The organism is Kitasatospora sp. Ki12, assembly GCF_054601375.1.
In genome coordinates this window covers 1,920,505-1,946,853 of record NZ_BAAIHT010000001.1, presented here as the reverse complement: position 1 = coordinate 1,946,853, position 26,349 = coordinate 1,920,505, and the positions used below count along the sequence as shown (strand labels likewise).

The window sequence follows — 26,349 nt, the reverse complement described above, 5'->3', positions numbered from 1 at the left end:
GCCACCGCCCAGGCGACCATGCGGATCGAGCCGGTCGAGCTCGAGACCGAGATGCAGCGCTCGTACCTCGACTACGCGATGAGCGTGATCGTCAGCCGCGCGCTGCCCGAGGTCCGCGACGGCCTCAAGCCGGTGCACCGCCGCGTGCTCTACGCGATGTACGACGGCGGGTACCGGCCCGAGAAGGGCTACTACAAGTGCGCCCGCGTCGTCGGCGACGTGATGGGCAACTACCACCCGCACGGTGACACCTCGATCTACGACACCGTGGTCCGCCTGGCCCAGCCGTGGTCGCTGCGGATGCCGCTGGTGGACGGCAACGGCAACTTCGGCTCCCCGGGCAACGACCCGGCCGCGGCCATGCGCTACACCGAGTGCAAGATGATGCCGCTGGCCATGGAGATGATGCGCGACATCGACGAGGACACCGTCGACTTCGCCGCCAACTACGACGGCCGCTCGCAGGAGCCGACCGTCCTGCCGGCGCGCATCCCCAACCTGCTGGTCAACGGTGCCACCGGCATCGCGGTCGGCATGGCCACCAACATCCCGCCGCACAACCTCCGCGAGGTCGCCTCCGGCGCGCTCTGGGCGCTGGAGCACCCGGAGGCCTCCAACGAGGAGCTGCTGGAGGCCCTGATCGAGCGGATCAAGGGCCCCGACTTCCCCACCGGCGCGCTGATCGTCGGCCACCGCGGCATCAACGACTACTACCGCACCGGCCGCGGCTCGGTCACCATGCGGGCCGTGGTCGAGGTCGAGGAGATCCAGGGCCGCCAGTGCCTGGTGATCACCGAGCTGCCGTACCAGGTCAACCCGGACAACCTCGCGCTGAAGATCGCCGACCTGGTCAAGGACGGCCGGGTCGCCGGCATCGCGGACGTCCGCGACGAGTCCTCGTCCCGCACCGGCACCCGCCTGGTGGTCGTGCTCAAGCGCGACGCGGTCGCCAAGGTCGTGCTGAACAACCTGTACAAGCACACCGAGCTGCAGACCAACTTCGGCGCCAACATGCTGGCCCTGGTCGACGGCGTGCCGCGCACGCTCTCGCTCGACGCCTTCATCCGGCACTGGGTCAACCACCAGGTCGAGGTCATCGTCCGGCGCACCACCTTCCGTCTGCGCAAGGCGGAGGAGCGCGCCCACATCCTGCGCGCCCTGCTCAAGGCCCTGGACCTGATCGACGAGGTCATCGCGCTGATCCGGGCCTCGGCCAGCGCCGACGCCGCCCGCACCGGCCTGATGGGCCTGCTCGACATCGACGAGCTCCAGGCCAACGCCATCCTGGAGATGCAGCTGCGCCGCCTGGCCGCCCTGGAGCGCCAGCGGATCATGGACGAGCACGACGAGCTGCAGCGCAAGATCGACGAGTACAACGCGATCCTGGCCTCGCCGACCCGCCAGCGGGAGATCATCTCCGAGGAGCTCACCGCGATCGTCGAGAAGTACGGCGACGAGCGGCGCTCCACCCTCATCCCGTCCGACGGCGACCTCTCCATCGAGGACCTCATCGCCGAGGAGGACATCGTCGTCACGATCACCCGTGGCGGCTACGTCAAGCGGACCCGCTCCGACCTCTACCGCTCGCAGAAGCGCGGCGGCAAGGGCGTGCGCGGTGCCCAGCTGAAGCAGGACGACATCGTCGACCACTTCTTCGTGACGACGACCCACAACTGGATCCTGTTCTTCACCAACAAGGGCCGGGTCTACCGTGCCAAGGGCTACGAGCTGCCGGACGCCGGGCGCGACGCCCGCGGCCAGCACGTCGCCAACCTGCTGGCCTTCCAGCCGGAGGAGCACATCGCCCAGGTGATGGCCGTCCGGACGTACGAGGACAAGCCGTACCTGGTCCTCGCCACCCGGGCCGGCCTGGTGAAGAAGTCCCCGCTGAAGGACTACGACTCCCCGCGATCCGGCGGCCTGATCGCGATCAACCTGCGCCAGGACGAGGAGGGCCGGGACGACGAGCTGATCGGCGCCGAGCTGGTCTCCTCCGAGGACGACCTGCTGCTGGTCTCCAAGAAGGCCCAGTCGATCCGCTTCACCGCGACCGACGACGCCCTGCGGCCCACCGGCCGCGCCACCTCCGGCGTCAAGGGCATGGCCTTCCGCGAGGACGACGAACTGCTCTCGATGAACGTCGTCCGTCCGGACACCTACGTCTTCACCGCCACGGACGGCGGCTACGCCAAGCGGACCGGTGTGGACGAGTACCGTGTCCAGGGACGCGGCGGCTACGGCACCAAGGCGGCGAAGATCGTCGAGGGCCGGGGCTCGCTCGTCGGCGCGCTCGTGGTCGACGAGAGCGACGAGATCATGGCGATCACCCTCTCGGGTGGGGTGATCCGCACGAGGGTTTCCGAGGTTCGTGAAACCGGACGTGACACCATGGGCGTCCAACTGATCAACCTCGGAAAGCGCGACGCGGTCGTGGGCATGGCCCGCAACGCGGAGGCCGAGGACGAGGAGACGGCGGAGGACGAGTTCGCCGGCACCGAGTCCACCGAGACGACCGAGGGTGCGGAGACGGCGGTCGGCGGAGACGTCGAGGCCTGAACCGAACCGCAGACCGGTGCCGCCGCGTCCACAGGGTTGGACGCGGTGGCTCCGGCCGCCGGCCAGTTCCGGGCAATCCCGCCGGGCGCTGGATGACGAGTGACGAAGCAGGGCGGCGACGCCGCCCTGGTGGGAAGTGCGGGAGGACCAGGTGAGTGGAGCCACGGGTGCTGCGGGAGGGACCTCCGGCGGCCGTCCGGGCGCGCAGGGCGGGGGTTCGTACGGGGTGCCGCAGCCGCCGACCGAGCACTCGACCGCGTCCACCTCGCTGATGCCGCCGGTCGGCGCCGCGGGTCAGAGCGGTGCGACGTACGGCGGCGGCCAGACGCCCCCGCCGCCGGGCTCGCCCGCGCCCGGCTCGGGAGGCTTCTCCCAGCCGACCACGTACGCCAAGGGGCAGCCGACCCCGGCCCGGGGCACCCGGACCTCCGGCAACACCCCGCCGGGCGGCACCCCCGTCCCGGGCGCGGCCCGGCGCCCCGCCGCGGCGCCCGCGGCGGCGGCCGCCGGGCCCGGCCTCGGCCGGACCCGCAAGGCCCGGCTGCGGGTGACCAAGGTCGACCCGTGGTCCGTGATGAAGGTCAGCTTCCTGCTGTCGCTGGCCGTCGGCATCATCCTGATCGTGGCCTCGGCCGTGCTGTGGATGACGCTGGACTCGCTCGGCGTCTTCGACTCCCTGAGCAAGACCCTCAAGGACGTCACCGGCTCCGACAGCAACGGCGGCGTCAACCTGATGGACTACGTCGGCTTCGGCAAGGTGATGACCTTCACCACGCTGATCGCCGTGGTCGACGTCGTCCTGCTGACCGCGCTGTCCACCCTCTCCGCGTTCATCTACAACGCGGCGGCCGGCTTCACCGGCGGCGTCGAGCTGACCCTGGCCGAGGAGGACTGATCCCGGCCGGATCCTGACCCTCGCTCAGCTTTCCGTCCACGGACGGAATGTACGGGCCCCACCGGCTGTTGCAGCCGGTGGGGCCCGTCGGCATTTCGGGTGACAGCCGGCACCCCGCGGCGTGCCGTCCGGAAGCCGGTCGGCCGCGGTGGGATTAGCTGGATGGCGCCCGTTCCGCGCCTGGGAGTGCCGCAGGCCCGCCCCCCGGTCCGCCCGACCGGGCAGGTGAGGTTCAGCAGGACGACTGGACGGAGGCGCGCGGTGGCGAAGCTCGCAGGTCAACTGGTCGAGGCCCTGGAAGGGCTGCTGGAGGTCCCGGTACCGCTGCGGGTACAGGCCTGGGACGGCAGCGTCGCCGGGCCGCCGGGGGCGCCCACCCTCGTCCTGCGCAACCGCCGGGCGCTGCGCCGCCTGCTCTGGCAGCCGGGCGAGCTGGGCCTGGCCCGGGCCTACGTCGCGGGGGACCTGGAGATCTCCCCCGGCGGCGACCTCTACGAGGTGCTCTCGGCCGTCGGCCGGTTCGCCGAGCTGCCGGAGATCCGCACGCTCCGCCTCGGGCCGCGCGAGGCCCTCGGCGCCAAGGGCCGCCGGGCCCTCGCCACCGTCCTGCGCGCCGGCGCGCTCGGCCCCGAGCCGGCCCCGCCCCGGGAGGAGGTCCGCAAGCCCGGCGGGCGGCTGCACAGCCGCGGCCGGGACCGCGCGGCCATCAGCCACCACTACGACGTCGGGAACGACTTCTACGGCCTCGTGCTGGGCTCCTCGATGGTCTACTCGTGCGCCTACTGGACTCCGGAGGCGAAGAGCCTGGAGGCCGCCCAGGAGGCCAAGCTCGACCTGATCTGCCGCAAGCTCGGCCTGCGGCCCGGGATGCGGCTGCTGGACGTCGGCTGCGGCTGGGGCTCGCTGCTGCTGCACGCCGTCCAGCACTACGGCGTCACCGCGGTCGGCGTCTCCATCTCCGCGGAGCAGGTTGCGCTGGCCCGCGCGCGGGTCGAGGAGGCCGGCCTGGCCGACCGGATCGAGGTCCGGCTGCAGGACTACCGGGAGATCGTCGACGGACCGTTCGACGCCGTCTCCAGCGTCGGGATGGCCGAACACGTCGGCTCCGAGCAGTACCGGGTCTACGCCGAGGGCCTGTACCGGCTACTGGTGCCCGGCGGCCGGCTGCTCAACCACCAGATCGCCCGCCGCCCCGACCACCCCGGCGAGCCGTACCGCAGCAGCCCCTTCATCGACCGCTACGTCTTCCCCGACGGCGAGCTCTCCCCGGTCGGCTCCACCGTGGCCCGGCTGGAGGAGGCCGGCTTCGAGGTCCGGGACGTCGAGTCGCTGCGCGAGCACTACGGGCTGACCCTGCGGGAGTGGGTGGCCAACCTGGAGGCGCACTGGACGGAGGCGGTCCGGCTGGTCGGCCGCGGCCGGGCCCGGGTCTGGCGGCTGTACATGGCGGCCTCCGCGCTCGCCTTCGAGCAGAACCGGATCGGGGTCAACCAGGTCCTCGCCGTCCGCAGCACCGAGGAGGGCACGGCGGGCCTCCCGGCGACCCGCGGGGAGTGGCTGCTGGACCGCGCCGCCGGCACGCCGCGGCCGGTCGCCGGGGTGCCCGCCGCGTCCCCGGCCGATCCGGATTTGGGAGATCGGCCGTCGGTCCGCTAATCTTTCAGTGCGGCAAGGGCCTATAGCTCAGACGGTTAGAGCGCTTCCCTGATAAGGAAGAGGCCACAGGTTCAAGTCCTGTTAGGCCCACCACCGCGAAGGCCCCGGAGTGATCCACTCCGGGGCCTTCGACGTTTTCGCGGATCGGCCGGATTCGGGTACGCTCTCTGTTCGGCGAGGGCCTATAGCTCAGACGGTTAGAGCGCTTCCCTGATAAGGAAGAGGCCACAGGTTCAAGTCCTGTTAGGCCCACCTCCCCGAAGGGCCCGGAGTGATCCACTCCGGGCCCTTCGGCGTTCCCGCCCGCCGGACCGGGAACCGGGGGCCCGGCCCGGCGGTTCTCCGGGACGGACCGTGTGGAGGGTTGGTGGCGACATGACGGTGTTCTGGGCGATGAGCATCCCGGGGCTGGTCTGTGCCCTGGTGCTGGTGGCGGCGGTGGACCAGCTGCTGCTGCGGGCGGGCCGGGCGCGCTGGGTGCCGTGGCGGGGCACGGGCCGGGAGGGGCAGATCTCGGCCACCGGATTCGAGCAGCTGCACGCCCAGTTCGCGCCGGGCAAACAGCACGAGCTGGACGAACGCGGCAGCACCCTGATGCTGCGCGACGAGGAGGGCGAGGGCGCGCCGCCCCGCAGCACGGTGGACCTGGCGAGCGGTACGGCGGTGGTGGTGCTGCCCCGGTCGGAGGGCCCGGCGGGCCGGGTCTGACCGGGGAATCCCGGGCCGGTCGTGCGCGGGCGGAGCACCCGGGAGGAGGTGCTGCGTCAATCCTGGGCCCGGACCGCCGGGTTGGCCGCACCGGTGGCTGGTCACGATTGGGATACCGGTGTGTATCATCGGCCGCAAGGGCAGTCTGGCACCCGGCCGCCCTTCGCGCTCGAAACACAACTGGACTCGTCGGCCCGGTCAGTCCGGCCGGATCCGGCTCTTGAGTCCACCAACGCAAGAAGGACGAGGTCCCGCGGTGAAGAAGCTTCTCCTGGTCGCCCTGGTCGCCCTCGGCGGCTTCTTTGTCTACCGTCAGGTCCAGGCGGACCGCGCCGAGCAGGACCTGTGGACCGAGGCCACCGACCCGGTCCCGGCCGGTCGCTGAACCCGGGCGATCTGACGATCGACGGTCTTCGGGGGCGCCGACCCGCGCCTCCCGGACCGGCCGGCCCGGTCGACCGACCGGACCGGCCGGTTCCCCACAGGGGACGGCGCTGGGAAACGCGCCGGAACCCGGTACGCTAGTGCCCGTCGGCACGCGCGATGCCGTCGAGGGGCATTAGCTCAGTTGGTAGAGCGCTGCCTTTGCAAGGCAGATGTCAGGAGTTCGAGTCTCCTATGCTCCACAGTTCACAGCAGTCACCGATCGGCCGCTGACCAGGGATCTGGTCGGCGGCCGATCGGCGTTTCCGGGCCCTTTCCGCGGCTTTCGCGCGGTCAGTCCGCCGTGGGGCCCCCGTCGTCGGCGGGCTCGGCGGCCTCTGCGTCGGGGCCGGCGCCGTTCATCGGGGCGGTGGCGGCGTGCGCGCCCGCCGGGCGGCGCTCCTGCGGGGCCGGCGGCTCGACCAGCCACTCCGGGTTGCTGTGCCGGCGCCACCACTGCCAGGCCACGATGCCGCCGCCGATCGCCAGCAGGCCGGCCACGGCGAGGCCGGCGGCCAGCCTGTCGCACCGCTCCTTCCTGGCGTTCCGGGCGGCCAGCGCGCTGATCTCGGCGGAGCTGACGTGGCCCTGCAGCGCGGTCAGCGCGGCAGCGCCCCGGGACTGGGCCTCCTGGGCGACCGGGGTGACCGCGGCGCGGGCCTCGTCGACCGCCTGCGCGACCCTGGGGCCGACGGTGGCGCGGGCCTGGTCCGCCGCCCGGGTCGCGGAGAGGCGGGCCGCCAGAGCGGCCTCCTGGGCCCGGTGGAGGGCCTTCAGGGCGTTCTGCTGGGCCTCCGGCGGCAGACTGGCGAAGGCCTGGCCGAACTGTGGGGCGAGATGCTTGTCGTACTGGACGCGGAGGTTGTGGGCGGCCTGGGTGGCCATCGGCCCCAGGGCGTCCAAGGTGGGCCCGAGCCGGTGCTTGGCGCCGTCCGCGAACTGCGCGGCGGTGTCCCGGGTCCTGGTGGCCGTCTCGCGGGCCGAGTCCGAAAAACTCACGAGTCTCTCCTCCTGGGTGGCGTCCTTTATGCACATATCCACCTGAATGCTGATCATGCATGGTGATTTGTCCGGCGGCACGCTGGGGTGGGCCGTACGCGGGCCCCGGCCGGGCGGGGGCACGGAAACGGCCGGCCGGGATGCGGGGGATCGGGCCGGGGGCCGGGGGTGCGGCAGTAGGCTGGCTGTTTCGGAGGTCGTGTACCGGAAGGGGATCCGCTGATGCTCCCGGACGAGCCGCGGTCGTCGGCCGATCGGTCCCCGGCGGGCGGGCCGCCCGGCTGCTACCGGCATCCCGGGACGCCCACCGGGATCTCCTGCACCCGCTGCGAACGGCCGATCTGCCCGGAGTGCATGGTGCCCGCGTCGGTGGGCTTCCACTGCCCGGAGTGCGTCGGCGCCGGGCACGCCGGGGCCAGGCGGGCGACCACCCGGTTCGGCGGGGTGCCGGCCGCCGACGGCGGGCTGGTCACCAGGGTGCTGGTCGGCGTCAACGTGGTGGTCTGGCTGCTGGCCGCCTATGTGCTCACCCCGCGCCTGGGCCAGGTCTGGCAGCTGCTCAGCGTCGGACGGGACCGCGACGGCGGCCCGGGGGGCGTCGCCGACGGCCCGGACCAGTGGTACCGGCTGCTGACCGCCACCTTCCTGCACGAACAGTGGTGGCACATCGGGCTGAACATGCTGGTGCTGCTCGTCCTCGGCCCGCCGCTGGAGGAGGCGCTCGGCCGGCTCCGCTTCCTGGCCCTCTACCTGGTCGCCGGCCTGGGCGGCAGCACCTTCGCCTTCCTGGTGGCCGGGGACTGGTTGAGGTTGGTCGGGGCCTCCGGGGCGATCTTCGGGCTGATCGGCGCCACGATCGTGATGCAGCTGCGGAACCGAGGCCCGCTGGCCCCGGTGATGGCGTTCCTGGTCTTCAACCTGATCGTCACCTTCTCCCGCGAGGGCATCGACTGGCGGGCGCACCTCGGCGGTCTGGCGCTGGGCACGCTGACCGCGGCCGGCCTGATGTACGCCCCGCGCGAGCGCCGCGGACTGGTCCAAGGGCTGGCGGTGGCGGGGGCGTTGGCCGTGGAGGCGGCGATGCTGTTGATCGGGATGTCCCTCTACGGCTCCTGAGGACCCGGGCCGCGGGGCCCGGGGACCCGGACGTTTGTCCACAGCGGGTGCGGGGTTGTGCACAGGCTGTGCGGCACCCGGGTTGTGGACTGCTGTTCTACGCGCGTCCTGCTGTGCGGTTCTTCCGTTCCCCGGGGCTTGCGCACAGCTGTGGACGGTATCGGCCGGGAAAGTTATCCACAGGTTGGGGAGACTTTTCCCCAGTGTGGATAACCATGTGGATAAGCCCGACAGTCTGATGATGGGGATGGCGGGCAGGGACAGCCGACCGGCCTCCCGCCCGGCTCCGGGCACGCCTGACCGCCGCCCCGGGTCGAGCTGTCCGGAGCGGCGGGAATCGGCCCGTTCCCGGGCCTCAGGACGAGCGGGTCGTCACTTCCACTGGGTGGAGACGCCGAAGCCCGCGGCGATGAAGCCGAAGCCCACCAGGATGTTCCAGTTCCGCCAGCTCTCGACCGGGTAGGTGCCGCTGGTCACGTAGTAGGTGACGATCCACACCAGGCCGATCAGGAACAGTGCCAGCATCAGCGGCGCGACCCAGCCGCGGCCCGAGCTGATCTTCACCACGGCCGTGGTCGGCGGGGTGTAGTCGGACTTCTTGCGGAGTCGAGACTTCGGCACGAGGGGTTCTCCTGTCGATGCGCTGTGAGACCGCGCAGAGGTGCAGCGGGTGGGTCGGTCGGTCGGTCGGCGGTCGGCAGCGGAGAACACCCCGAGGGGGACGGCTCCGCACGTGCCACCGGCGTCCGTTAGCGTAGTGGCTCGGCGGGTCTTGAGGAGATAAGGGTACGGTGACTAATTTGTCGATTCCCCCGGAGCCGGCCCCTACCCGCCCTTCCGGTACCCGAATTGTCGGACGTGCCCTGACCTGCGCCGTCTTCGCGCTCGCCGGTCTGCTCTTCTACATCAGCGCGCAGACCGCCCGCGGCACCGACCTGCGGACCGACAACTCGCTGCTGAGCCTCGGCGACGTGATCCGCCAGCGCAGCGCGCAGAACCAGCAGGCGCAGTCCCAGCTCGCCGACCTCCAGGACCGGGCCCAGGACCTCACCGAGCAGCAGGGCCACAGCCCCGCCGACGCGGCCCGGCTGGACGGACTGCGGGCCGGCGCCGCCCTGGAGCCGCTGCAGGGCGGCGGCCTGACCGTCACCCTCAACGACGCCCCGCCGAACGCCACCGCGCGCATCCCCGGCGTCCCCGAGCCCGGCGTCAACGACCTGGTCATCCACCAGCAGGACATCCAGGCCGTGGTCAACGCGCTGTGGCGGGGCGGCGCGGAGGGCGTCCAGGTGATGGACCAGCGGCTGATCTCCACCAGCGCGGTCCGCTGCGTCGGCAACACCCTGCTGCTCCAGGGGCGGGTCTACTCCCCGCCGTACGTGGTCAAGGCGGTCGGCCGGACCGAGGCGCTGCACTCGGCCGTCGACGCGGACCCGACGATCCGCAACTACCTGCAGTACGTCCAGGCGTACGGGCTGGGCTGGAAGGTCCAGGAGAGCGGCGACCTCACCCTGCCGGGGTACTCCGGTACCACCGAGCTGCGTTCGGCGGGCGGGCAGCAGTAGCGGACCGGCCTCGCGGCCGTGGGGGGCGGGTCTACTCTTGACCCAGTCTGCTACGACGAGGGAGCACCATGTACGGCTTCATCTGGCGTCACCTCCCGGGGAACACCCTGGTGAAGGCCGCCATTTCGGTGCTCCTGATCCTGGGGATCGTCTACCTGCTCTTCACGTACGTCTTCCCCTGGGCGGAACCATTGCTCCCCTTCGGCGACGTCACAGTGGACGGCGGCGACGGCGCAGCGAGCGGCTGACCCGGGCGGCCCGGTACTTCCATCCAGCACCGCATCCCACGGAGACCACGCGCGCATGACCACCCAGTCGACCCCGCCCCGCATCCTGGTGGTGGACAACTACGACAGCTTCGTCTTCAACCTGGTCCAGTACCTGTACCAGCTCGGCGCCACCTGCGAGGTGGTGCGCAACGACGAGGTGACCGTCGAGCACGCCGTCCGGCGCTCGGGCGAGGAAGGTTTCGACGGGGTCCTGCTCTCCCCCGGGCCCGGTGCCCCCGAGGAGGCCGGGGTGTGCATTGAGATGGTGCACCACTGCGCCCGGATCGGGCTGCCGGTGTTCGGCGTCTGCCTGGGCCTGCAGTCGCTCGCGGTCGCCTACGGTGCCGTGGTGGGCCGGGCGCCGGAGCTGCTGCACGGCAAGACCTCGCTGGTCGAGCACGAGGACGGCGGGGTGTTCGAGGGCCTGCCCTCGCCGCTGACCGCGACCCGCTACCACTCGCTCGCGGTCGAGCCGGCCACCGTGCCGGCGGAGCTGGTGGTCACCGCGCGGACCGAGAGCGGTGTGATCATGGGCCTGAGGCACCGTGAACTGCCGGTCGAGGGCGTGCAGTTCCACCCCGAGTCGGTGCTCACCGAGGGCGGGCACCGGATGCTCGCCAACTGGCTCGCGGAGTGCGGCTTCCCGCAGGCCGTCGACCGGTCGGCCGGGCTCGCCCCGGTGATCGGCCGGGGCTGAGCGGCGTGACCGCGCTGCGTCCGGAGGGGCGTTACCAGCCGGAGGCGGACCCGTACGGCGGCGCGCAGCACTACGGGGGTCCCGAGCAGGGCGGGGGCCGCTACGGCGGTTCGCCGCACGGCGGTCCGCAGTACGGCGACCAGCCCTACGGTGACGACCCGTACCGGCAGGAGTCCCCGGTCCGGACCGTGCCCGAGGACGCCTGGGGCGTGTACGAGCCGGCCGAGGAGCCCCTCGCGGGCGGGCCCGAGTACCCGTGGCTGCCCGACCAGACCCTCCAGCTGCGCCTGCCCGTCGGCGTGGGCGGGCCGGCCGCCGAGCCGGTCCCGGCCACCGGCGGCCGGGCCGAGCGCCGCCGGGCCGCCCAGGGCCGGACGGCGATCCGTTCGGGCAACGGGCGACGCCGGGCGGGCGGCCGCGCCGCGGGGCGGCCGCGCCCCAAGGAGTCCGTGCTGGTGGTGGCGGCCCGGGGCGTCGGCGAGCTGTGCATAACGCTCGGCGTGGTGATGCTGCTCTTCGTCGCCTACCAGCTCTGGTGGACCAACGTGCAGGCCGACGCGGCCGCCGACGGGGCCCGCAACAAGCTGGAGCAGCAGTTCGACGCGGCGCCGCCGCCCGCCCAGCCGGGGCAGCCGGCCCCGGACCCGAACAAGCCCGAGGTGTTCGAGCCGGGCAAGGGCTTCGCCATCATCTACCTGCCCAAGCTGGGGCTGAAGTTCCCGATCGCCGAGGGCACCTCCAAGCCGGCGGTGCTCGACAAGGGCCTGGTCGGCCACTACCCCGGCACCGGCATGCCGGGCGACAAGGCGGGCAACTTCGCGCTGGCCGCCCACCGCAACACCCACGGCGAGCCCTTCCGGTACATCAACCAGCTGGGCAAGGGCGACAAGATCGTGGTGGAGACCGCCGCGGGGTACTTCACCTACGAGGTCACCGGCGGCATCCCGGAGACCTCGCCCAGCAACGTGAGCGTGATCAAGCCGGTGCCGAACGGCGCCGGGTACGCCGGCCCCGGCCGCTACATCACGCTGACCACCTGCACTCCGGAGTTCACCTCCAAGTTCCGTCTCATCGTCTTTGGGAAGATGATCGAGGAACGGCCGCGCAGCCAAGGCAAGCCGGCCGCGATCTCGGGCGGGTAGCCGCCCGGACGCCGGGCCCGGAGGGGGAGCACCGCAGATGCAGGACGACGAGACCGCGCAGCCCGTCGGACCGGGGCGGGAGGCCGCCCCGCCGGCCGGGCGGGGGCGGAGCCGGGCGCTGGCCGCGCTCGGGGTGTTCGGCGAGCTGCTGATCACCCTGGGCCTGGTGCTCGGCCTGTTCGTGGCCTACTCGCTGTGGTGGACCAACGTGCAGGCCGACCGCGCGGCCTCGCAGGCCGCCGACCGCCTCCGCGGCTCCTGGGCGGCCGGCCCGACCGCCGGCCCCTCGGCCGCGCCCGGCACCACCCCCGCCCCGGGCGCGCCGTCCGCGCCGGAGAGGTTCGCGGCCGGGGACGACGTCGGCTTCCTGCACGTCCCGGCGATGGGCCGGGACTACCAGGTGCTGATCCGGATGGGCACCTCCACCGAGGTCCTGGACGAGGGCGTGGCGGGCGTCTACGAGCAGCCGTACCGGGCCGCGATGCCCTGGGACCAGGCGGGCAACTTCTCGCTGGCCGCGCACCGGGACGGCCACGGCGCCAAGTTCCACGACCTGGACGCCGTCCACAAGGGCGACGCGGTCGTCGTCGAGACCAAGGACAAGTGGTACGTCTACAAGGTCGACAACACCCTGGCGGAGACCTCCAAGTACGACACCGGCATCGTCGCGCCCGTCCCGGCCCGCTCCGGGTACGCCGGCCCCGGCCGCTACATCACGCTGACCACCTGCACCCCGGTCTACACCTCGCGCTACCGGATGGCGGTCTGGGGGAGCCTGGTGCGGGTGGACGACGTGGACGCCAAGCGCACCCCGCCGCCGGAGCTGCGCCGCTCCTGAGGCCCTGCGCGGGGCCTCAGGGGGCCCGCGGATCCTGGTACGAGCGGAAACGCCCGAGGGCCCGCCGCATCCGCTGCGGCGGGCCCTCGGGCGTCACGGTCCGGTCCTGCCGGGCTCCGGGCCCCGGTTCAGTTGAACCAGGGGAATATCGGAGGCTTAGTGGTCCCCTTTGGGGGGTGTGGTGGTGGGGTCGCCCCCTTTGGGCGGGTCGGCGGGCTTCGTGAACAGCTGGACCTGGGTGTTCGGGTCCACCTGGGTGCCGGCGCCGGGGTTGGTCATCTGGACGGTCGCGTTCGGGTCCTGCGGGCCGGCGACCACGGTGTAGCCGAGGCCGGCCTTCGCGAGCTGGGCGATGGCGTCCGACAGCTTCTGGTTCTGCAGCGGCGGGACCTGGGCCTTGTCCGGGGCCTTGAAGACCGTCAGGGTGATCTTGGTGTTGGCCGCGGCCTTGGTGTTGGCCGGGACGGACTGCGAGGCGACCGTGTTGACCTTGGAGGGGTCGGGGGCCGGGGTGGTCTGCGGGGCGATCACCACCTGGAAGCCGAGGCCCTGGAGCGTGTTCTGGGCGTCCTCCTTCTGGGCGCCGACCACACTCGGGACGTTGATCTTGCTCTTGCCCTGGGAGACCGTCAGCTTGATCGGCGCGGTCGGGTCGGCCGAGGCGTTGGCCGCCGGGTCCTGCGCGGTGACGGTGTCCTGCGGGGCGTTGTCGTCGTCCTTGTACTCCGGGGTGCCGACGTTGGTGAAGCCGGCCGCGGCCAGCGCCTGCAGCGCCTGGTCCTTGGTCTTGCCGACCACCGGCGGCACGGTCGCCTTCGCGGGGCCGGAGGAGAGCTGCACCGTGATGGTCGAGGTCTCGGCGACCTGGAGCCCGGCCACCGGGTTCTGGGTGCAGACCTGGTCCTTCTTGATGTTGGCGTCCGGGCAGGCGAGCTTCTCGCCCTCCGCCACCACCAGCTTGGAACCGGCCGCGGCGGCGGCGGTCTTCGCGTCGGCGAGGGTCCTGCCCACCAGGTTCGGCGCGGCGACCTTCACCGGGTCCTTCGTGCCCTTGTCGCCGAACATCGCCTGGGCCACGAAGAAGGTGCCGACCAGGACCAGCACGGCGGCGATCGCCAGCACGATCCAGGAGGTGTTGCTCTTCTTCGGCTGCTCCTCGCCGCGTCGGCCGGCGCGGCCCTGGCCGTCGTCGTTGCCGCCCTGGCCGGCGTAGGTCTGGCCGTAGCCGTCGTCCGGGTAGCCGCCCTGCTGCCCGTAGCCGGGCTGCCCGGAGGCCTGCGGCAGGAGGGTGGTCGGGCCGCCGCCGGGCTGCTGCGGCAGCACGTTGGTCTGGCCGTACGGGTCGTGCTGCTGCGGGTAGCCGTTCTGGTCGTAGCCGTAGCCGGCCGAGCCCATGCCGTAGGCGGCCTGCTGGGCGGCGGCCACCGGCAGGCCGTCGAGGAAGCGCTCGATGTCGTCGCGCATCTCGTCGGCGCTCTGGTACCGGTAGTCGCGCTCCTTGGCGAGCGCCTTCAGCACGATCGCGTCGATCTCGGGGCGGACCTCCGGGTCGAAGACCGACGGCGGCTGCGGCTCCTCCCGGACGTGCTGGTAGGCCACCGCGACCGGCGAGTCGCCGATGAACGGGGGGCGGACGGTCAGCAGCTCGTAGAGCAGGCAGCCGGTGGAGTACAGGTCGGAGCGGGCGTCGACCTGCTCGCCCTTGGCCTGCTCGGGGGAGAGGTACTGGGCGGTGCCGATGACGGCCGAGGTCTGCGTCATGGTCATCCCGGCGTCACCCATCGCGCGGGCGATGCCGAAGTCCATGACCTTGACGTTGCCCTGCCGGGTCAGCATCACGTTGGCGGGCTTGATGTCGCGGTGCACGATGCCGGCCCGGTGCGAGTACTCCAGGGCCTGGAGGATGCCGATGGTCATCTCCAGCGCGCGCTCCGGCAGCAGCCGGCGTCCGGAGTGCAGCAGCTCCCGCAGCGTCGACCCCTCGACGTACTCCATCACGATGTACGGGATGGAGATGCCGTCGATGTAGTCCTCGCCGGTGTCGTACACGGCGACGATCGCGGGGTGGTTCAGGGACGCCGCCGACTGCGCCTCGCGGCGGAACCGGGCCTGGAACGACGGATCCCTGGCCATGTCGGCCCGGAGCGTCTTCACAGCGACGGAACGGCCGAGCCGGGTGTCATGGGCGAGGTACACCTCGGCCATGCCGCCGCGCCCGAGGACGCCGCCGAGCTCGTACCTGCCGCCTAGGCGACGAGGCTCTTCCATAGTTCCGACCCTCTCCCTCACCCGCCGGTGAGGTTGTGACGTAGGTGTCCCCGCACGCTCTGGGTGACGCCGCGCGGACCGCGACCGGTTCTCCGGCCGGGCCGTGCGGTGCCTCACGGGCGGCAACGGGCACACCCGCTGCTGGCGGATACGCTACCGGTCGCACCCCATCGGACCGGAGTCAGCCGTCGGCCGATATCAGACCGGTATCCGGACGGGGGTGCCGATCGTGACATTCCCCTCACCCGGGACGGGGCTGCCTACTTGCCGAGTGCGGCCTGCATCACCGCCTTGGCGATCGGGGCCGCGAGCCGGCCGCCGCTGATGCCGTCGCGGTTCTGCGAGCCGTCCTCGACCACCACCGCGACCGCCACCGACTGGCCGTCGGCGCCCTTGGCCCAGGAGGTGAACCAGGCGAAGGGCAGCCCGGCGTTGTCCTCGCCGTGCTGCGCGGTGCCGGTCTTGCCGCCGACCTGCACGCCGGGGATCCTGGCGGTCTTGCCGGTGCCGTTCTCGACCACCGAGACCATCAGGTCCTGCATCTTCTGCGCGGTGGACGGGCTCATGGCCTGGGAGAACTGCTTCTCGGTGTGCTTGGAGATGGTGGTCAGCGAGGCCGAGCGCTCCTGGTCGACCAGGTAGGGCTGCATCAGGCTGCCGTTGTTGCAGATCGCGGCGGAGACCATGGCCATCTGCAGCGGGGTGGCGCGGGTGTCGTGCTGGCCGATCGAGTCCTGGGCGGTGCCGTCCAGGCTCTTGCTGTCCGGGAAGACGCTCTTCTCGGAGCGGACGGGGATGTCGATCGTGCTGTTGAAGCCGAACTTCTCGGCCTGCGCCCGCATCTTCTCCTTGCCCAGGTCGGCGCCGATCTTGGCGAAGACCGTGTTGCAGGACTGGTCCATCCCGGACTTGACGGTGGCGTTCTCGCAGCGCTCGTCGGGGCTCTCGTTCTTCAGCTGCGTGGTGGTGCCGGGCAGGATGTACGGCTCGGGCGTGGTCGTGGCGTCGTCGACGCCCTGGAACATGCCGTTCTCGAACGCGGCGGTCGCGGTGACCAGCTTGAACGTCGAGCCGGGCGGGTACGTCTCCTTGAGCGCCCGGTTGAGCAGCGGCTTGTTCGGATCGGCGTTGAGGTCGTTCCAGGCCTTGGTCGAGGCGCCGTCGAAGCCGGAGAAGCTGCCCGGGTCGAAGGACGGCGTGGAGACCATGGCGAGGATGGCGCCGGTCTTCGGGTCGATCGCGACCGCGGCGCCCTTCTTGTTGCCCATGGCGTCCCAGGCGGCCTTCTGGACCTTGGCGTTGATCGTGGTGACGACGTCGCCGCCGCGCTTCGGCTCGCCGGTCAGCATGTCCAGGGTGTTGCGGAAGAACAGCCGGTCGTCGCTGCCGGAGAGGATGCCGTCCTCCAGCGCCTCCAGGCCGACGCTCTGGAACTGGGTGGCGTAGCCGGTGACCGGCGCCCACATCGGGCCGTCCACCCAGGAGCGCTGGTACTTGAAGCGCAGGCCGTTGACGAAGTCGGACTTGGTGACCGGCTGGCCGCTCGCGATGATGTTGCCGCGCGGGTGGGCGTACCGGTCGTACAGCTGGCGCTTGTTGTTCTTGTCGGTGGCCCAGGACTCGGCCTGGACGCCCTGCACCCAGTTGGTGCGCACCATCAGGGCCAGTATCAGGACGAGGCAGAAGATCGAGACCCGGCGGATCGGCTTGTTCATCGGGCGGGTCCTCCCGGGCCCTCGGTGGCGGGGGTCGGCTCGACGCCGGGGCGGCGGGCGCTGTCGCTGATCTTCAGCAGGATCGCGACCAGCGCCCAGTTCGCGACCACGGACGAACCGCCCTGCGCGAGGAACGGCATGGTCATACCGGTCAGCGGGATCAGTCCGGTCACACCGCCGGCCACGACGAACACCTGCAGCGCCATCGCCGAGGCGAGGCCGACGGCGAACAGCTTGCCGAAGGGGTCGCGGGCGGCGATCGCGGTGCGCAGGCCGCGCTGGATCAGCAGCCCGTACAGCAGGAAGATCGCCATCATGCCGGTGAGTCCGAGCTCCTCGCCGAAGGAGCCCAGGATGAAGTCGCTCTTGGCGGCGAAGTTGATCAGCCAGGACCGGCCCTGGCCGAGGCCGGAGCCGGTGACGCCGCCGGAGCCGAGCGCCATCAGCGACTGGCCGATCTGCTCGGTGGCGCCGGGCGGCGGCTTCGGGGCGAAGGCGGCCATCGGGTCGAGCCAGGCGTTGATGCGGATCTTCACGTGGCTGGCGGTCGAGGCGACCAGGACCGCGCCGCCGACGGACATCAGCAGGCCGAACAGGATCCAGCTGGTCCGCTCGGTGGCGACGTAGAGCATCACCACGAACAGGCCGAAGAACAGGAAGGACGTGCCGAGGTCGTTCTCGAAGATCAGGATCAGTAGGCTGAGCAGCCAGATCACGACGATCGGGCCGAGGTCGCGGCCGCGCGGCAGGTACAGGCCCATGAAGCGGCGGCTGGCCAGCGCCAGGGCGTCCCGCTTGACCATCAGGTAGCCGGCGAAGAACACCGTCAGGATGATCTTGGCGAACTCGCCGGGCTGGATCGAGAAGCTGCCCACCCGGATCCAGATCTTGGCGCCGAAGTCCTCCGCCCGGGCCGGGAAGAAGGCCGGCGCGGCGAGCAGGACCAGAGCCACCACCATCGAGATGTAGGTGTAGCGCTGGAGCACCCGGTGGTCCTTCAGGAAGACCATCACCGCGATGAAGCCCGCGATGCCGAGGCCCGACCACATCAGCTGGTTCTGGGCCGCCGGGAAGTTGCCGCTGAGCAGCTTGCCCGCCTTGTCCAGCCGCCAGATCATCACCACCCCGAGGCCGTTCAGCAGGGTGGCGATCGGCAGCATCAGCGGGTCCGCGTACGGCGCGAACCGGCGCACCAGCAGGTGCGCGACCAGCGCCAGGGCGCCCATGCCCAGCCCGTAGCCGAGCATGCCGGCGGGCAGCTTGGAGTCCATCGCGAGGCCGACGTTGGCGTACGCGAGGACCGGCAGCAGGACCGCGAAGAGCAGCAGGGCCAGCTCGGTGTTGCGCCGGTTCGGCGCCTCCTGCGGGGAGATCGTGGTGTTGTCCCGCCGACGGGGCACGACGCGTCCGGCGGTCGCCCGCCGACGGCCGGACCGGCCGGTGTCTTCGCTCAGGTCGTAGCTGCTCACGTGGTGACCGCTCCCTGACGGCCGGACCGACCGCCGGGGGCGGTCCTATGTCGGATCACGGACGTCACTGCTTCGGGCAGGCGTTGGCCCGGCTGAGTTCGTCTTCGGTCAACTGGGTCGGGTCGCCCTGCGTCCCGGTCGCCGGCGCGGTGGCGTTCGGCGTCGGGGCGGGCGTGCCCGTGGCGCCCGCGCCCGGGGCCGGCGTGCCCGTGGCCGGCGCGGTCGCCGTGGCCGAGGGGGTGCCGGTCGGGGCGGCCGCGGCCGGGCCCCGGTTCTTCTCGCCCGGGGTGGGCGTGGTCGCCAGGAACGCCGCGTTGGTGGCCTGCGTCGCCTGGCTGCCCTGCGCCGGGGCCGTCTTGGCGGCGGCCTTCTGGCAGAGCTGGACCCAGCCGTCGAGCTCCTGGACGGTCGACTGGGCGTCCTTCAGGCTGCCGACCGAGATGGTCTTGTTCACGTGCGCGCGCTGGTCCTGCGGCAGCCACTTGAGCTGGATCCCGCTGTACGAGGCGTGCACCGAGGACAGGCTCAGGCCGGCCAGGTTCTGGTTGATGCCCTGGTAGACCGCGACGTGGTCGCCGTCCTCGCCGACGTAGTACTGGTCCTGGGTCCACCGGTAGCCGAAGAACCCGGCGCCGCCGAGCAGGCCCAGCGTGACCAGGACGGCCAGCGAGACGGTCAGCCCCTTGCGCTTGCGCTTCGCGGGCGGCTGCTCCTCGTCGAAGTCCTCGGTGCCGTAGACCGAGGGCTCCGCGGAGCCGTAGCCGTACGCGCCCTCGTAGCCCTCGGCGGGGCCGAAGCCGCCCGCCGCGCCGGGGTCGCCCTCGTAGCCCTCGGCCGGGCCGAAGGCGCCCTGCGGGCCGCGGCCGAGGCCGGCCGCGCGGCCGGCCGGGGTGTCCGCGATCGAACGGTCGGCGGCGGCCGAGGACGGCGGGGCCTCGGCGACCGCGCCGACCACCACCGGGACGTCGTTGAACTGGCCGCTCATGGTGTCCGTGGCGCCGACGTCGATGACGTCCGCCACGATGCAGGTGATGTTGTCCGGACCGCCGCCGCGCAGGGCGAGCTGGATCAGCTCCTGCACGGTCTGCTCGGGCGAGTAGTAGCTGCCGAGGGTGTCCTGGAGGGTCTGGTGGCTGACCGGGCCGGAGAGGCCGTCGGAGCAGATCAGGTAGCGGTCGCCGGCCCGGACCTCGCGGATCGACAGGTCGGGCTCGACCTGGCCGCGGCCGTCCAGCGCCCGCATCAGCAGCGAGCGCTGCGGGTGGGTCTCGGCCTCCTCGGGCGTGATCCGGCCCTCGTCGACCAGGCGCTGCACCCAGGTGTGGTCCTGGGTGATCTGCACCAGGGAGCCGTCCCGCAGCAGGTAGGCGCGGGAGTCGCCGACGTGCACCAGGCCCATCCGCTGGCCCGTCCACAGCATGGCGGTCAGCGTGCAGCCCATGCCTTCGAGCTGCGGGTCCTCCTCGACCATCTGCCGGAGCCGGTCGTTGGCGCCCTGGACGGCGTCGCCCAGCAGGGTCAGCAGGTCGGCGCCCGGCACGTCCTCGTCCAGCCGGACGATCGAGCCGAGCACCTCGGAGGAAGCGACCTCGCCGGCCGCGGCGCCGCCCATGCCGTCGGCCACGGCCAGCAGCCGCGGCCCGGCGTAGCCGGAGTCCTCGTTCCCCTCCCGGATCAGTCCCTTGTGGGAGCCGGCGGCGAAGCGCAGCACCAGGGTCATGCGACCTGTGCCCCCCTCTGGGTCATGGACGGGATGCTGTCCCTCATGCGCTACTACTTCCGCAGTTCGATGACGGTCCTGCCGATACGGATCGGCATGCCCGGCTGGAGCGGGGTGGGCGCGGTCAGGCGCTGCCGGTCCAGATAGGTGCCGTTGGTGGAGCCTAGATCCTCGACCGTCCACTGCCCAGTCTGATCCGGATAGATCCTGGCATGCCGGGAGGACGCGTAGTCGTCGTCCAGCACGATGGTGGAGTCGTGCGCGCGGCCCAGCGTGATCGTCTGGCCCTGCAGCGCGACCGTGGTGCCGGCCAGCGAGCCCTGCACCACGACCAGCTGGGTCGGCCCGCCGCGGCGGCGTCCGCCGCCGGGCTGGGTCGGGGCCGCGGCCGGAGTGGCGGCGGGGGCGGGCGCGGGGCGACCCGCGGCCTGGGTGGGCGCACCCCCGGCGGCCGTGGCGGACGCGCCCCGGCGGGAGGGGCGCGGGTTCACCTTGGTGCCGAAGAGGTCGCTGCGGATCACCTGGATCGCGACGATGACGAACAGCCACAGCACGGCCAGGAAGCCCAGCCGCATGACCGTGAGGGTCAGTTCGGACATGACCGTCCCGCCAGTCGGTGAGCGAGGCGCGCGAACAATTCGGACACTACCCTTCGACCTGCCGGTAGACGATGGTGGTGGAGCCCACGACGATTCGCGAGCCGTCGCGGAGCGTAGCGCGCTGGGTGTGCTGTCCGTCCACCACGATGCCGTTGGTGGACCCCAGGTCGAGCACCATCGAAGGGGTGCCGGGCCGGATCTCGGCGTGCTTGCGGGAGACCCCGGGGTCGTCGATCCGCACGTCGGCCTCCGTGGATCGGCCCAGGACGCAGGCCGAACCGGTGATCTGGTGCCGGGCGCCGTTCACCTCGACCCAGCGGCGGACCGAGGCACCGCCGTGGCCGGCGCCGGGGAGGTTGCGGACGTTGCCGCCGGCGGGCGAGGGCGGGCCCGAGGGCATCGCGGGGGGCGCGGCCGGCGGCGGGGGCGTGCCGTACTGGGCGGCGCCGCTCTGCTGCCACGGCGCGCCGGGGGCCGGGGCGGCCGGCGGGCGGTCGTAGCCGGGCTGCTGCGGCTGCTGCTGCGGGGCGTACTGCTGGGGCTCCTCGGCGGCGAGGGTGCGGCTGCGCACCCGGTACAGGCCGGTGTCGAGGTCGTCGGCCTTCTCCAGGTTCACCTGGAGCGGGCCCATGAAGCTGTACCGCTGGGCCTCGGCGTACTCGCGGACCATGCCGGCCAGCTCGGTGCCGAGCTGCCCGGAGTAGGGGCTGAGGCGCTCGTGGTCGTGCGGGCTCAGCTCGACGATGAAGTCGTTCGGCACGACGGTGCGGTCGCGGTTCCAGATGCTCGCGTTGTTGTCGCACTCGCGCTGCAGCGCCCCGGCGATCTCCACGGGCTGGACCTCGGACTTGAACACCTTGGCGAAGGTGCCGTTGACGAGACCCTCGAGCCGCTGCTCGAACTTCTTCAGCACTCCCATGGGGCACCCCCTTCCAGAGTTCGTTCGCCTGCCTGCCGGCCGGATCCCGCCCGGGAACCGGTCGCGCCTACTTGCGGTACTTCCGTACTGATCGTATCCACGCCGGGCCCTTCCGTACGGTTCCCGGAGCGTGTGGTGCCCGGGGGTGGGCTCGGACACACAGGGTGACGCATTCCGGGTACGGCACGCCAGGTGTGCCCGTCGGAGCGGTCGTCCGCCCCTCGCGCACGCGTTCGTCGCGCACCCGTTCGGATGCGGTCGGTCCCCCCGGACGGGCGATTCGGAGCAGCCCCGCAGGTCGTGCTAATGTTTTCCACGTCGGAAGGGCCGCCCGGAAGGGAGGCCGGTCCAAGGAAGCGCGAAGGCCTCATGGTACCGAGCGTTTCGGAAGACCGGTCGGCAACGAGGACAACACCCATGCGCGGGTGGCGGAATAGGCAGACGCGCTGGATTCAGGTTCCAGTGCCCGAAAGGGCGTGGGGGTTCAACTCCCCCCTCGCGCACAGCGAAGCCCCGCAGATCTACGGATCTGCGGGGCTTCACCTTTTTCTGGGGCTCCCTTCGCCTCCGGGGCGCGCCTCAGGGAGCCCTGGCCGGGAGCTCGGCGCGGACCTCGAAGCCGCCGTCCTGGGTGGGGCCGGCGGTCAGGGTGCCGCCCAGCAGCTGGGCGCGCTCGCGCAGGCCGACCAGGCCGTGGCCGCCGCCCGGGAGGGTCTCGGCCGGGTGGACCGGCGGGGCCTCGTTGCGCACCTCCACCCGCAGCCGGCGGCCCTTCGCCCGGACCCTCACGTGCACCGCCGCCTCCGGGGCGTACTTGGTGATGTTGGTGAGCGCCTCCTGGACGGTTCGGTAGGCGGCCCGCTCGACCGCCTCCGGCCACGGGCGGTCGCCGGGGTTCAGCTCGGCGTCGGCGGCCAGGCCGCTCTCCTCGATCAGCCGGGGCAGGTCGGCCAGCCGGGGCTGCGGGGCGAGCGGGGCGTCCGGCAGCGTGCCGGTGCCGCGCAGCACGCCGACCATCTGGCGCAGCTCGTCCAGGGTCCGTACGGACAGTTCGCGGATGGTGCGGGCGGTGGTCACCGCGGCCGGGTCGGCGGTGCTGACCTGCAGCGCGCCGGCCTGGATGCTGATCAGGCTGACCTGGTGCGAGACCACGTCGTGCATCTCCCGGGCGAGGCGGCCGCGCTCGGTGATCAGCACCCGCTCGGCCAGCAAGCGGCTCTCCCGCTCCTGGCCGCGGGTCAGCTCGTCCAGGCGGGCGGCCAGCTCGCGCCGGGTGCGGGCGAGCAGGCCGGTGGCGGCCGGTCCGGCGGCCAGCATCACGGCCTGGATGGCGTCCAGCGCGGTGGCCCGGCTCAGGTCGATGAGGTCGGGGGGCAGCGGCCAGTGGAAGAACTCGACCAGGGTGAAGAGGATGCCGCAGGGGACCACGAACCGCGGCCGGGGGCGTTCGGCGGCGACCGTGTAGACGGCGGTTATCGGGGCCAGCCAGATCTCGTCCAGCCAGCTGCCGGGCATGGTGAGCAGCAGCACCGTGACCGGGAAGCGGCGGCGCCAGAACAGCGCGACGGCGGCCAGCGTCGAGAAGGACAGCTGCCACCAGGCGGCGTCCCGGGCCACCAGGGCGGCGTCCAGCAGCGAGTACAGGACGGGCAGCAGCAGCATCAGCCAGGGCGCGGTGCACCAGGCCGGCAGCCGACGGGACGGCAGGTGGTCGGCGGCCGTCATGCCCCGTCGCCGGGCTTGGGCCGGACCAGGCCGGCCCGGTGGGCGAGGACGGCGGCCTGCACCCGGTTGGCGGCGCCGAGCTTGCCGAGGATCGCGCTGATGTGGTCCTTGACGGTGCCGGTGCCGAGGAAGAGGCGGTCGGCTATCTCGGCGTTGGACAGGCCCTCGCCGAGCAGGGCGAGCACGTCGAGCTCCCGGCCGGTGAGGGTGCGGGCCAGCGTGGTGGCCTCGGCGTCCGGGCCGCCGCCGTCGACGTAGCCGCCGATCACGGTGCGGGTGACGGTCGGGGAGAGGATGTTGCCGCCGGCCGCCAACACCCGGACGGCGTGCACCAGCTGCTCGGGGGCGGTGTCCTTGAGCAGGAAGCCGGTCGCGCCGGCCCGGAGCGCGGTGCCGATGTACTCGTCGGTGTCGAAGGTGGTCAGCATCGCCACGGCGGGCGGGTCGGGCAGGGCGCGCAGCCGGCGCAGCACCGAGATGCCGTCGAGGTCGGGCATCCGGATGTCGAGCAGCACCACGTGCGGGCGCAGGCGCTGGACGTGCTCCTCGGCCTGCCCGCCGGAGCAGTCGCCGACCACCTCCAGGTCGGGGGCGGAGCCGACGATCAGGCCGAGGCCGGAGCGGACCAGGATCTCGTCGTCGACGATCAGCACGCGGGTGGTGGTGATGGTGCCTCCTCGGTTCGGGCGGCCGGGTGGGGGCGGTCCGCGTGGGTCCTTCCGAGCGTAGGGGTAGCCGGGGCGGGGCGCCGAACACTCGGGGGGTGGCGACCCCCGCCGTTCGGCGGGGGTGGGAATCCGCTACCCGGTTCACGCGATTCTCAGGTTCGGTGGGGAACCATGGAGTTGGCTGACCCTTTCCGGCCCGCTCCTCACCAGGGCGGACAGCCGGGCGGGCGTCGCCGGTCAGTCCGTCGGGCCCGCGCGGGCGCCAGGCGCCGGGCCGTACGCGGATGCGCCCCACCATCTGATCGTTTGGAATTGAGCTGTGTCGTCCACTGTGAAGTCGGACCCGTCCGCCGCGTCCCCCGGGCCCCGGCCCGTCGGCGTGCTCGACCGCTGGCGCCCCAGGGCCGCCGCGGCCTCCGTCTGGTACCTGCGGCTGATCGCGCTGCTGAATGTGGCGACAGTACTGCTGGTGCCCTTCCGTGACCAGGTCAGCGAGCACAACGAGGGCGAGTACTTCACCCCGTACCTGATGACCTCGGGCCTGGCCGCCGCGGTGCTCTCGGTCTTCCTCGCGATCGCGATGCGGCGCCGCAAGCGGGCCGCGTGGATCTTCAACGCGGCGCTCGGCGGCCTGTTCGCGCTGCTCTACCTGGCGGCCATGGTGCTGCCGGACGAGCGGTTCAACAAGCACCCGCTCAACTACTTCTCCACCGTGCTGACCTGCCTGTTCGTGCTGGCGCTGCTGGTCGGGCGGAAGGAGTTCACGTCCAAGGGCGACAGCTCCAACCCGAAGACCGCCGCGGCCACGTTCGTCGGCGGGCTGATGTTCGGCGGCGCGGTCGGCGGGCTGCTGGTCTGGGCGACCAACGACCTCAAGGGCGCGGGCTTCTGGGACCTCTTCCGGTACTCCGTCGGCCGGATGATCACCATCAACCCGTCCGAGCACCTGCGCTCGGTGATCGCCGCCCCGACCTGGGTGAACGCCGCGATCAACGCCATGGGCGGGGTGCTCTTCCTGCTGGTGCTGTACGTGGCCTTCCGCAGCCCGCGGGACAAGGAGCTGCTGACCCCCGAGGACGAGGCCCAGCTGCGCGGACTGCTCGCCAAGCAGGGCGAGCGGGACTCGCTCGGCTACTTCGCGCTGCGCCGGGACAAGGCGGTGATCTTCTCCCCCAGCGGCAAGGCGGCGGTCACCTACCGGGTGATCGGCGGCGTCTCGCTCGCCTCGGGCGACCCGATCGGCGACCCGGAGGCCTGGCCGGGCGCGATCGACGCCTGGCTGGCCGAGGCCCGCGAGCACGCCTGGGCGCCGGCCGTGATGGGCGCCTCCGAGGAGGCCGGGGTGATCTACGCCCGGCACGGGCTGGACGCGCTGGAGCTGGGCGACGAGGCGATCGTCGAGCTGGACGAGTTCTCGCTGGACGGCCGCGCGATGCGGGTGGTCCGCCAGGCGTACAACCGGGTCAAGCGGGCCGGGTACACGGTGCGGATCCGCCGCCACGAGGAGATCTCCGAGGAGGAGATGGCCGAGCTGGTGGCCAAGGCCGACGAGTGGCGCGACGGGGCGACCGAGCGCGGCTTCTCGATGGCGCTGGGCCGGCTCGGCGACCCGGGCGACGGCCGCTGCGTGATGCTGGAGTGCAGCGACGGCGAGGGCGAGCTCAAGGCGCTGCTGAGCTTCGTCCCGTGGGGCCCGGACGGGCTCTCGCTGGACCTGATGCGCCGGGCCCGGGACACCGAGAACGGCCTGATGGAGTTCATGGTGATCGAGCTGCTGCAGCGTGCCGACGAGGTCGGGCTGAAGCGGGTCTCGCTGAACTTCGCGATGTTCCGCTCCGTTTTCGAGCGCGGTTCGCGCCTCGGTGCCGGCCCGGTGCTGCGGCTGTGGCGCTCCACCCTGGGATTCTTCTCGCGCTGGTGGCAGATCGAGTCGCTGTACCGGGCGAATGCCAAGTACCGGCCGATCTGGGAGCCGCGCTACCTGCTGTTCGCGAAGAGCAGCGAGATTCCGCGGATCGGCATCGCGAGCGCGCGCGCCGAGGGGTTCATCGTCGCGCCCAGCCTGCCCGCCCTGTTCCGGCGCCGGCACGCCCGGGCCGCCGTGGCCGCCGCACCCCGGGTGCCGGTGGCGGCGCAGGACGGGAAGGGGTAGCCCTCCGCCGGGGGGCGGAGGGGGCCGGTCGGTCGAATGGGGGTCAGGCGGGGGGATTGTTCTCCCCCCAGAGGATGACCCATATCCCCATCCGTGCCGATGTGGCTTTGTTAACGGGCTTCTAATGTTGGAGTAGACGAGAGTTCGGGGATTCGGAGAAACGACTGTGATTGACAGGACCCACGCGGGGGGCGTGCGAAAGGGGCCGCTGGCGGTAGCCAGGGCGGCCGCTGTCGCCGAGTGGGGAACG

22 protein-coding genes and 4 tRNA genes are annotated in these 26,349 nt (G+C 72.1%); 16 read left to right on the top strand and 10 right to left on the bottom strand.

Annotation, left to right across the window (positions count from 1 at the left end; genetic code table 11):
- Positions 1-18 precede the first annotated feature (18 nt).
- The 8 genes from gyrA (at position 19) to ACYP53_RS08450 (ending at position 6,441) form a co-directional block, all read left to right on the top strand.
- Positions 19-2,556, top strand: a complete 2,538-nt coding sequence (gene gyrA / locus ACYP53_RS08485) for a DNA gyrase subunit A (protein WP_189913545.1) — start codon at positions 19-21, stop codon at positions 2,554-2,556.
- Between the two features lie 151 nt (positions 2,557-2,707).
- A complete protein-coding gene (locus ACYP53_RS08480; protein WP_229928223.1) occupies positions 2,708-3,451 on the top strand; it encodes a DUF3566 domain-containing protein in 744 nt (247 codons plus the stop codon).
- 261 nt (positions 3,452-3,712) lie between these two features.
- Positions 3,713-5,107 (top strand): class I SAM-dependent methyltransferase, encoded by a 1,395-nt coding sequence (locus tag ACYP53_RS08475; protein ID WP_459647060.1) that lies wholly within the window; start codon positions 3,713-3,715, stop codon positions 5,105-5,107.
- A gap of 16 nt (positions 5,108-5,123) precedes the next feature.
- A tRNA-Ile gene (locus ACYP53_RS08470) sits at positions 5,124-5,200 on the top strand.
- An 85-nt stretch (positions 5,201-5,285) separates the two neighbouring features.
- Positions 5,286-5,359: transfer RNA gene (locus ACYP53_RS08465), tRNA-Ile, on the top strand.
- A gap of 123 nt (positions 5,360-5,482) precedes the next feature.
- Positions 5,483-5,815 carry a DUF6191 domain-containing protein gene (locus tag ACYP53_RS08460; RefSeq protein WP_189913284.1) on the top strand — a complete coding sequence of 111 codons (333 nt, stop codon included), beginning with the start codon at positions 5,483-5,485 and terminating at the stop codon, positions 5,813-5,815.
- Positions 5,816-6,071: 256 nt separating this feature from the next.
- Positions 6,072-6,200, top strand: coding sequence for a DLW-39 family protein (locus tag ACYP53_RS08455; RefSeq protein WP_014137031.1), 129 nt, complete (start codon positions 6,072-6,074; stop codon positions 6,198-6,200).
- A gap of 168 nt (positions 6,201-6,368) precedes the next feature.
- Positions 6,369-6,441, top strand: a tRNA-Ala gene (locus tag ACYP53_RS08450).
- A 91-nt stretch (positions 6,442-6,532) separates the two neighbouring features.
- On the opposite strand, the gene ACYP53_RS08445 is transcribed toward ACYP53_RS08450, so the two are convergent.
- Complete coding sequence (locus tag ACYP53_RS08445) at positions 6,533-7,237, bottom strand: DUF5324 family protein (protein WP_459647059.1); 705 nt, start codon at positions 7,235-7,237, stop codon at positions 6,533-6,535.
- A gap of 222 nt (positions 7,238-7,459) precedes the next feature.
- On the opposite strand from ACYP53_RS08445, the gene ACYP53_RS08440 reads away from it, so the two are divergent.
- Positions 7,460-8,353 carry a rhomboid family protein gene (locus ACYP53_RS08440; protein WP_459647058.1) on the top strand — a complete coding sequence of 298 codons (894 nt, stop codon included), beginning with the start codon at positions 7,460-7,462 and terminating at the stop codon, positions 8,351-8,353.
- A gap of 372 nt (positions 8,354-8,725) precedes the next feature.
- Here the strand turns inward: ACYP53_RS08440 and crgA are convergent, their stop codons facing one another.
- Positions 8,726-8,974, bottom strand: coding sequence for a cell division protein CrgA (gene crgA, locus ACYP53_RS08435; RefSeq protein WP_189913287.1), 249 nt, complete (start codon positions 8,972-8,974; stop codon positions 8,726-8,728).
- A gap of 179 nt (positions 8,975-9,153) precedes the next feature.
- Here crgA and ACYP53_RS08430 point away from each other — a divergent pair, with 179 nt between their 5' ends.
- The 5 genes from ACYP53_RS08430 to ACYP53_RS08410 all read left to right on the top strand — a co-directional run bounded on the left by ACYP53_RS08430 (position 9,154) and on the right by ACYP53_RS08410 (position 12,864).
- The gene (locus ACYP53_RS08430) at positions 9,154-9,918 is read left to right on the top strand and encodes a DUF881 domain-containing protein (RefSeq protein WP_459647057.1); all 765 of its coding nucleotides are present in this window, start codon (positions 9,154-9,156) and stop codon (positions 9,916-9,918) included.
- 68 nt (positions 9,919-9,986) lie between these two features.
- Complete coding sequence (locus ACYP53_RS08425; RefSeq protein ID WP_189913289.1) at positions 9,987-10,166, top strand: hypothetical protein; 180 nt, start codon at positions 9,987-9,989, stop codon at positions 10,164-10,166.
- A gap of 55 nt (positions 10,167-10,221) precedes the next feature.
- Positions 10,222-10,884, top strand: a complete 663-nt coding sequence (locus tag ACYP53_RS08420) for an aminodeoxychorismate/anthranilate synthase component II (RefSeq protein ID WP_189913290.1) — start codon at positions 10,222-10,224, stop codon at positions 10,882-10,884.
- A gap of 5 nt (positions 10,885-10,889) precedes the next feature.
- The gene (locus ACYP53_RS08415) at positions 10,890-12,026 is read left to right on the top strand and encodes a class E sortase (protein WP_459647056.1); all 1,137 of its coding nucleotides are present in this window, start codon (positions 10,890-10,892) and stop codon (positions 12,024-12,026) included.
- A 37-nt stretch (positions 12,027-12,063) separates the two neighbouring features.
- Positions 12,064-12,864, top strand: coding sequence for a class E sortase (locus ACYP53_RS08410; RefSeq protein WP_189913292.1), 801 nt, complete (start codon positions 12,064-12,066; stop codon positions 12,862-12,864).
- A 156-nt stretch (positions 12,865-13,020) separates the two neighbouring features.
- On the opposite strand, the gene pknB is transcribed toward ACYP53_RS08410, so the two are convergent.
- The 6 genes from pknB to ACYP53_RS08380 form a co-directional block, all read right to left on the bottom strand.
- Positions 13,021-15,132, bottom strand: a complete 2,112-nt coding sequence (gene pknB / locus ACYP53_RS08405; protein ID WP_459647055.1) for a Stk1 family PASTA domain-containing Ser/Thr kinase — start codon at positions 15,130-15,132, stop codon at positions 13,021-13,023.
- A gap of 260 nt (positions 15,133-15,392) precedes the next feature.
- Entirely contained in the window at positions 15,393-16,847 is a 1,455-nt protein-coding gene (locus ACYP53_RS08400) for a peptidoglycan D,D-transpeptidase FtsI family protein (RefSeq protein WP_189913295.1), read from the bottom strand.
- Positions 16,844-18,247 (bottom strand): FtsW/RodA/SpoVE family cell cycle protein, encoded by a 1,404-nt coding sequence (locus ACYP53_RS08395; RefSeq protein ID WP_229928259.1) that lies wholly within the window; start codon positions 18,245-18,247, stop codon positions 16,844-16,846. The genes ACYP53_RS08400 and ACYP53_RS08395 overlap by 4 nt, the downstream gene beginning before the upstream one ends.
- 133 nt (positions 18,248-18,380) lie before the next feature.
- A complete protein-coding gene (locus tag ACYP53_RS08390; protein ID WP_459647054.1) occupies positions 18,381-20,036 on the bottom strand; it encodes a PP2C family protein-serine/threonine phosphatase in 1,656 nt (551 codons plus the stop codon).
- Positions 20,037-20,089: 53 nt separating this feature from the next.
- On the bottom strand, positions 20,090-20,635 hold the full coding sequence (locus ACYP53_RS08385; protein WP_189913298.1) for an FHA domain-containing protein FhaB/FipA: 546 nt from the start codon (positions 20,633-20,635) through the stop codon (positions 20,090-20,092).
- Between the two features lie 46 nt (positions 20,636-20,681).
- Positions 20,682-21,554, bottom strand: coding sequence for an FhaA domain-containing protein (locus ACYP53_RS08380; protein WP_189913299.1), 873 nt, complete (start codon positions 21,552-21,554; stop codon positions 20,682-20,684).
- 419 nt (positions 21,555-21,973) lie between these two features.
- Between ACYP53_RS08380 and ACYP53_RS08375 the strand changes: the two genes are divergently transcribed.
- Positions 21,974-22,057, top strand: a tRNA-Leu gene (locus ACYP53_RS08375).
- Between the two features lie 76 nt (positions 22,058-22,133).
- On the opposite strand, the gene ACYP53_RS08370 is transcribed toward ACYP53_RS08375, so the two are convergent.
- Positions 22,134-23,279, bottom strand: a complete 1,146-nt coding sequence (locus ACYP53_RS08370) for a sensor histidine kinase (RefSeq protein WP_189913300.1) — start codon at positions 23,277-23,279, stop codon at positions 22,134-22,136.
- The gene (locus ACYP53_RS08365) at positions 23,276-23,926 is read right to left on the bottom strand and encodes a response regulator (protein ID WP_459647961.1); all 651 of its coding nucleotides are present in this window, start codon (positions 23,924-23,926) and stop codon (positions 23,276-23,278) included. Before ACYP53_RS08365 ends, ACYP53_RS08370 begins: the two co-directional genes overlap by 4 nt.
- Positions 23,927-24,266: 340 nt before the next feature.
- Between ACYP53_RS08365 and ACYP53_RS08360 the strand changes: the two genes are divergently transcribed.
- A complete protein-coding gene (locus ACYP53_RS08360; RefSeq protein ID WP_459647053.1) occupies positions 24,267-26,099 on the top strand; it encodes a phosphatidylglycerol lysyltransferase domain-containing protein in 1,833 nt (610 codons plus the stop codon).
- The last annotated feature ends 250 nt before the right edge of the window (positions 26,100-26,349 follow it).